The sequence below is a fragment of the Gammaproteobacteria bacterium genome (assembly GCA_003696665.1).
Classification (GTDB): domain Bacteria; phylum Pseudomonadota; class Gammaproteobacteria; order Enterobacterales.
Genome location: RFGJ01000455.1, coordinates 1 through 5783 on the forward strand (window position 1 = coordinate 1; position 5783 = coordinate 5783).

The window sequence follows — 5783 nt, forward strand, 5'->3', positions numbered from 1 at the left end:
CATTTGCGAATGGCCGTCAACATGCCCAGCGCCAGAATGTCGACCTTCATAATGCCTAAGGCCTTGAGATCGTCTTTATCCCATTGCACCACACTCCGTCCTTCCATAGCGGCCGGCTCCACCGGCACCAATTCAGACAAAGGCTGCTCGGACAACACAAAGCCTCCGACGTGTTGCGACAAATGGCGCGGAAAACCCAAAATCGCGTGAACACAGCGCCATAAGCAGGCAATTAAGTGGCGCCTTTCAGGCACTTCAATGTCGCGCAAATAAATGCGGAACTGTGCCTCGTCCATTGAGGCCAACTCACGTTGGAAGGACTTGATTTCTGTCTCTGAAAATCCCAACGCTTTACCAACATCACGAACAGCAGAGCGCCATCGATAAGTTATGACGACAGCCGTCAGCGCCGCCTTGTGTCGCCCATATTTCTGATACAAATATTGAATCACTTCTTCTCGGCGCTCATGCTCAAAGTCGATATCGATGTCCGGGGGTTCATGGCGCGCTTCAGAAACAAATCGTTCAAACAGCACATCAATTCGCTTTGGATCCACAGAGGTAATGCCTAAACAAAAACAGACCACCGAGTTGGCGGCGGAGCCACGGCCTTGGCACAGAATGCGGCGCGTTCGAGCAAAGCGCACAATGTCATAGACGGTCAGAAAATAATGCGCAAAACCGAGCTCTCGGATAATCCGAAGCTCCTTCTCAATGCGTGCCTGGAGTTCGTCATCCCACCCCTCCGGCCAACGTTCACGCGCCCCCTGCCATGTCAGTTCCGCCAAGTATTCATTGGCTTCGCGACCGTGCGGGATGACTTCGGAAGGATACTGATAGCGTAACTCGTCAAGGGAAAAGTGACACAGATTGGCAATGGCAACGGTGGCGTCCAGCCACTCGTTCGGAAACCAGCGCTTAAGTTTATCTAGCGGCCATAAATGCCGAGCGGCATTGGCTGCGAGCCGATCACCCATTGTGGCCAGCGGTTGGCCTTCACGGATGGCCGCCAGTGTATGATGTACAAACAATTGCGAAGGCGCGTGCATCTCGGCTCCACAACTCGCCACGACAGCACACTCCAGTTGTGCTTGCCAATACAACACTGTGCGCCGCCGTACTTCATCACACCCATCCATCGCCCATTCGGCCACCACGGCAAATCGATAAAAATGAGCCGTCAAAGCACGCAATGGTTCTGCTTTTGGTCGACGCGCCAGCTCAGGACGCCATAGGGCAATGCATCCCGAGGCCTTTTGCAGTAAGGCCATATCCATCCGGTAGCTTCCTTTGGTTGCCCGCATGCGCGCATCGCTGATGACCTGACATAGTTGGCGATAAGCCAAGCGATCTGGCGCCAGCAGAATCCATGTTCCGGGACAGTCAACAAGTGAAAATTCCGCACCAACAATCAACTGAATATCAAGCGCTTGGGCCACTAGGTGCGCGCGCACAATGCCCGCTAGAGAACACTCATCCGTCACCGCGATGGCGTGATAACCAAGTTGACTGGCTGTTTGCACCAAGCACTCCGGCGATGATGCACCACGCAAAAAAGTAAAATGACTGAGACAGTGCAGCTCTGCAAACATGACTAGCACCACAAACCATGCAAAAACCAATCACCTGACAGATCACGAAAAATCCAGCCACGACGCCCCTTCCGATCCCGGGCGCGAAAATAAACCCGTGCACAGGGCTGTGTCGTCCACCAATCGGTGCGAATCCAGCATGGTTGCGCCAGTCGATGCCAGTCTCGACGGTCGATAGGCATTGGCGATGGCAATAACCACAAGGGCCGAGGCGCATGCCCGATGGCAGTGGGCTCGTCTGTATTCGGCAAAAGTTGTGCACAATACCGTGATTGCTTCTCCGGCCTGTGCGCAGCCTGTGCTTGCAGAAAAAACACCGCATCATGGCCGAGCCGAGCCTGCAAGCGTGCCAGCAACCATTCCGGAGGCTCGCGATAGGGTTCTGCGAACAGGTCAGCAGTAGCCTCGGTCTTTGCCCAGAAACGCCAGCACAAGAGGCGCACACCAAAAACCGGTGGTAACGTGCGTGACGCAAGTTTCAGTCGAATCAGCGTGCGCCATTGTTGAACCGTTGTCATGGCTTCCGCGCCTTTGATCATCAATCCACTGGCTGTTTTTCCATGCAAAAAATGCAGCTGGATTCGCGCCGGATTCACCCTGTGTTGCTGACAAAACTCTTGCAATTTCTGCAACACGGGTTGTAAAGCGAATAGCAATGCATCCTGACGGTCAATGCCGTAATCCCAGTGACTTTCTTCCTGAAACTCCAGCGCTGGCGCAATGCGCACACCATGTTGCAACGAAGCCGTTGATTGCAAGCCGTCACGTATATTGACGGCTTCCGGTCCCAGCAAAACCAACAATTCATGTCCGGCAAAGCGAAAGAACTGTTCAAGACAAACGACACCTACTGATTGCAGCGTCGTCGCCCACTGTGGATCAAAACAATCAAGCGCGGTCACGGGCAGCTTGCCAAGCCAATCACATTGTTGCGCCACCGATTCGCAAAAGGTTGGCTGTTCATGAAATGCAGCCAGACACCAAGCCGCATACGGCGAGGGCATCACACTCCACTGCATGGACCATGGCCATGATTTCAGCATCTTGGTAAGGCGTTTGAAAAACACTTTCCCACGCCCCCATAACCCTTCCGTGCCCGATAGGTTGGCCGCCAGCGTATGTTCATTCAGCCAATAGATCTCGTTTGACAGTTCAAAAGCCCGTGATGCCATGGCGTGACGAAATCTGTCCGTCTGTGACGGCATATCAACACTTTTCAACTGTGGGCATAGCGCCTGCGCTTGATGTCTGGACATCCCAACGGCAATGCCAAGACAGCGAGCCGCTCGATTGGCCTCGATCACACGATCATCGCGGCTCACTAATACCGCAGGCATCCCATCAACGTCACCTTCGAGCACCCCATCCAGACGCCAACAGAAAAAATGTATGACCATCCAGCGTGGCGCGCCGCCCATTTCAATCTTCCTGCCAGCAAAATGCCTGCTTATGCCCTTGTCCCGGCAATCGATATGGCTGCACGAGCAAATGCGCACGACCGTCCACGCGCAAATAAAAGCGGTAGTCCACCGGAGAAAACTGGGTGGGGCGCCCAACTCGAAAAATCCAGAGCAGCTCAAGCGATGAGTTCAAATATGGCCGGATGCGCTGCCAATGCGACTGCCGGAGTGGCTGTGCAAGCCACACCATCGACGCACGAAACAAACCACTGGCCAATGCTTGTAACAATGCCCATAACGCATCAGCATCATTTTCGGCGCGAACAAACCAAAAACGCTCGCAGCCGCCTGCCTGTTGTGCCCACGCGGGCGCACAAGGCAAATAGGGCATGCCGACACAAAAAATTGCGTCTTTCGCTGGCAAAGTACGGAAATAAGCCATCGGCAAGGCCATTTCACCAATGCCGAAATGCGGCACCACACATTCAATGGCTGCGTGTTTTTGCCACCCACCCATGGGCAGCCAGCGGTCAAAGTCGGCACGACCAGACGACACAACACTTTGCTGTCGCCCCTTAGCATATTCACGACCGGTACGACATAACGACTGCCAGGCCAAAACAGGATCCATGACACACACGCAAAATACTACTCATATGAGTAGTATTGCATAAATCTGTCAGAACGCAACTGGCAGACACGCCAAAATGCCTTGTGTCGGCGATCATTACCGACTAGAATTCAAACAAACGTTTAAAAATATCGGAACGTCTTAAGATTTCCCAAAGATGAAGCAGAAATACGAAGAGTGGGCTAACGCCTTGACGCATGGCATCGGTGCCATTTTCGGTGTGATCGCCTTGACCTTGATGATTGTCGTCGCCGTACGGCTTGATGACCCATGGCGTCTGGCTGCCGGGCTGACTTATGGCATCAGCCTGACCATACTGTTTCTAGCTTCCACGCTCTATCACAGCGCCCGCCACCCAGCGTTGAAACAACGCTTTCAGGTGCTCGATCATTGCGCCATCTATCTTCTGATTGCCGGAACTTACACGCCATTTTTATTGATTAGCCTCCGTGGCGCTTGGGGCTATTGGCTCTTTGCTGTCATTTGGTCGCTCGCCATTTTTGGCATTGTGTTCACGCTGATGTGGCGCAAGCGCTTTCCTCGCACAGCACTGGTCACTTATATCGCCATGGGCTGGCTCATTATCGTGGCGGCCGGGCCGATGCTTGAGTCGGTGCCACAACCAGCATTATGGCTTTTGCTCGCCGGCGGGCTGGCTTACACAGTCGGCACCATTTTCTACGCCAAGGATGAGCACATTCCATTTGGCCACGCCATCTGGCACATTTTTGTGCTGCTCGGTGCCGCCTCCCATTTCATCGCGATTTATTTCTACATTTTGTCGCCACACATCGGCGGCCAGAGCCCACACTAAGTTCGCCGATCATTTGTCGAGAAATTCACGCCAGCGCCAACGCCAGATGCCGATGTAACCGACCAACGCCACCAGCACCCCACCAACCATCAGCCCCCACAAGGCCATACGCCAACCTTTGACCTCAGGTGCCCACAGCCAGAGCGGCAGGACACCAGCAAAAAAGATCGAAGCGCCTAGCAAGAAGAGCCGAAATGCAAATTTCGGCTCTTCCTTCCAACGCTGCCAAAAGCCTTTCATCAACCGTCCAGCTTCAGACCCGTATGGGCGGCAAGAAAGACGATGATGTCTCTGGCCTCTTCAATGCGCTTGGCCGTTGGCTTGCCGGCACCGTGTCCGGCATTGTGCTCAATACGCACAATCACCGGTCGCTTACCACTATTGTAGGCCTGCAGGCGCGCAGCAAATTTGAAACTGTGGTAGGGCACCACGCGATCATCGTGATCGGCGGTCATCACCATAGTCGCCGGGTAATCAACACCTTTTTTCAAGTTATCATATGGCGAATACCGATAGAGCACCTTAAAGTCATCCAGGTTGTCGGCACTGCCATACTCAGCAACCCAGGCCCAGCCAATGGTAAACTTATGAAAACGCAACATATCCAAAACGCCCACCGCTGGGAGCGCGGCAGCAAACAGCTCCGGACGTTGGGTCATGGCGGCACCAATCAGCAGCCCGCCGTTTGAGCGACCATAAATGCCAAGGTGTTTAGGCGACGTATAACCATCCGCAATGAGATATTTGGCCGCCGCAATAAAATCATCAAACACATTTTGCTTATTGTGTTTCATGCCCGCACGATGCCATTCTTCACCGTACTCTGCACCACCACGCAAGTTGGCCACTGCATAGACACCACCAAGCTCCATCCACGCCAAATTCTGGACCGAAAACGCTGGCAGAATGGAAATGTTGAAACCGCCATAGCCATAGAGCAGCGTTGGATTTTGGCGATTTTTCTTAAGGCCTTTCTTATACGAGATGGTCATGGGCACGCGCGTGCCATCCTTGCTTTGGTAAAAGACCTGTTCGCTGACAAAATCGTCTGGATTGAACTTCAGCTTGGGCGCCCAAAATTGCGTTAGCGCATTTTTGGCAAAATCGTACTGATACAAGGTGGTTGGCCGAACATAATTGGTGAACGTGACAAAGGCCACATCACTGTCTGCACGACCCACCAAATTGGACGCGGTGCCAATGCCCGGTAACGGCACCTCTGCCTTGAACTGACCATCCAGGCCGTAAATTTTCAATTGGCTCCGCGCATCTTTTAAATAGGAGAGCGCAAGCAAGCCATTCACCACCGCCGCGCTACGCAACGTCTCGGCTTGCTGCGGCACCAC

6 protein-coding genes are annotated in these 5783 nt (G+C 53.5%); 1 reads left to right on the forward strand and 5 read right to left on the reverse strand.

What is annotated here, in order from left to right; all coding sequences use genetic code 11:
* The 3 genes from D6694_11285 to D6694_11295 all read right to left on the reverse strand — a co-directional run.
* Positions 1–1592: PHP domain-containing protein (locus D6694_11285; protein ID RMH39360.1), on the reverse strand; the 1592-nt coding region annotated here is incomplete at its 3' end.
* Positions 1593–1594: 2 nt separating this feature from the next.
* Positions 1595–3010, reverse strand: a complete 1416-nt coding sequence (locus D6694_11290; GenBank protein ID RMH39361.1) for a hypothetical protein — start codon at positions 3008–3010, stop codon at positions 1595–1597.
* A 1-nt stretch (position 3011) separates the two neighbouring features.
* Complete coding sequence (locus D6694_11295; protein ID RMH39362.1) at positions 3012–3623, reverse strand: hypothetical protein; 612 nt, start codon at positions 3621–3623, stop codon at positions 3012–3014.
* A 157-nt stretch (positions 3624–3780) separates the two neighbouring features.
* Here D6694_11295 and D6694_11300 point away from each other — a divergent pair, with 157 nt between their 5' ends.
* The gene (locus D6694_11300; GenBank protein ID RMH39363.1) at positions 3781–4437 is read left to right on the forward strand and encodes a hemolysin D; all 657 of its coding nucleotides are present in this window, start codon (positions 3781–3783) and stop codon (positions 4435–4437) included.
* Between the two features lie 9 nt (positions 4438–4446).
* Here the strand turns inward: D6694_11300 and D6694_11305 are convergent, their stop codons facing one another.
* Both D6694_11305 and D6694_11310 read right to left on the reverse strand, forming a co-directional pair.
* Positions 4447–4677, reverse strand: coding sequence for a hypothetical protein (locus D6694_11305; protein RMH39364.1), 231 nt, complete (start codon positions 4675–4677; stop codon positions 4447–4449).
* Positions 4677–5783: S9 family peptidase (locus tag D6694_11310; GenBank protein RMH39365.1), on the reverse strand; the 1107-nt coding region annotated here is incomplete at its 5' end. The genes D6694_11305 and D6694_11310, both read right to left, overlap by 1 nt.

Coding starts and splice junctions, on each gene's coding strand:
- D6694_11300 (RMH39363.1), top strand. CDS start 3,781: ATGAAGCAGAAATACGAAGAGTGGGCTAACGCCTTGACGCATGGCATC.
- D6694_11290 (RMH39361.1), bottom strand. CDS start 3,010: ATGGGCGGCGCGCCACGCTGGATGGTCATACATTTTTTCTGTTGGCGT.
- D6694_11305 (RMH39364.1), bottom strand. CDS start 4,677: ATGAAAGGCTTTTGGCAGCGTTGGAAGGAAGAGCCGAAATTTGCATTT.
- D6694_11295 (RMH39362.1), bottom strand. CDS start 3,623: ATGGATCCTGTTTTGGCCTGGCAGTCGTTATGTCGTACCGGTCGTGAA.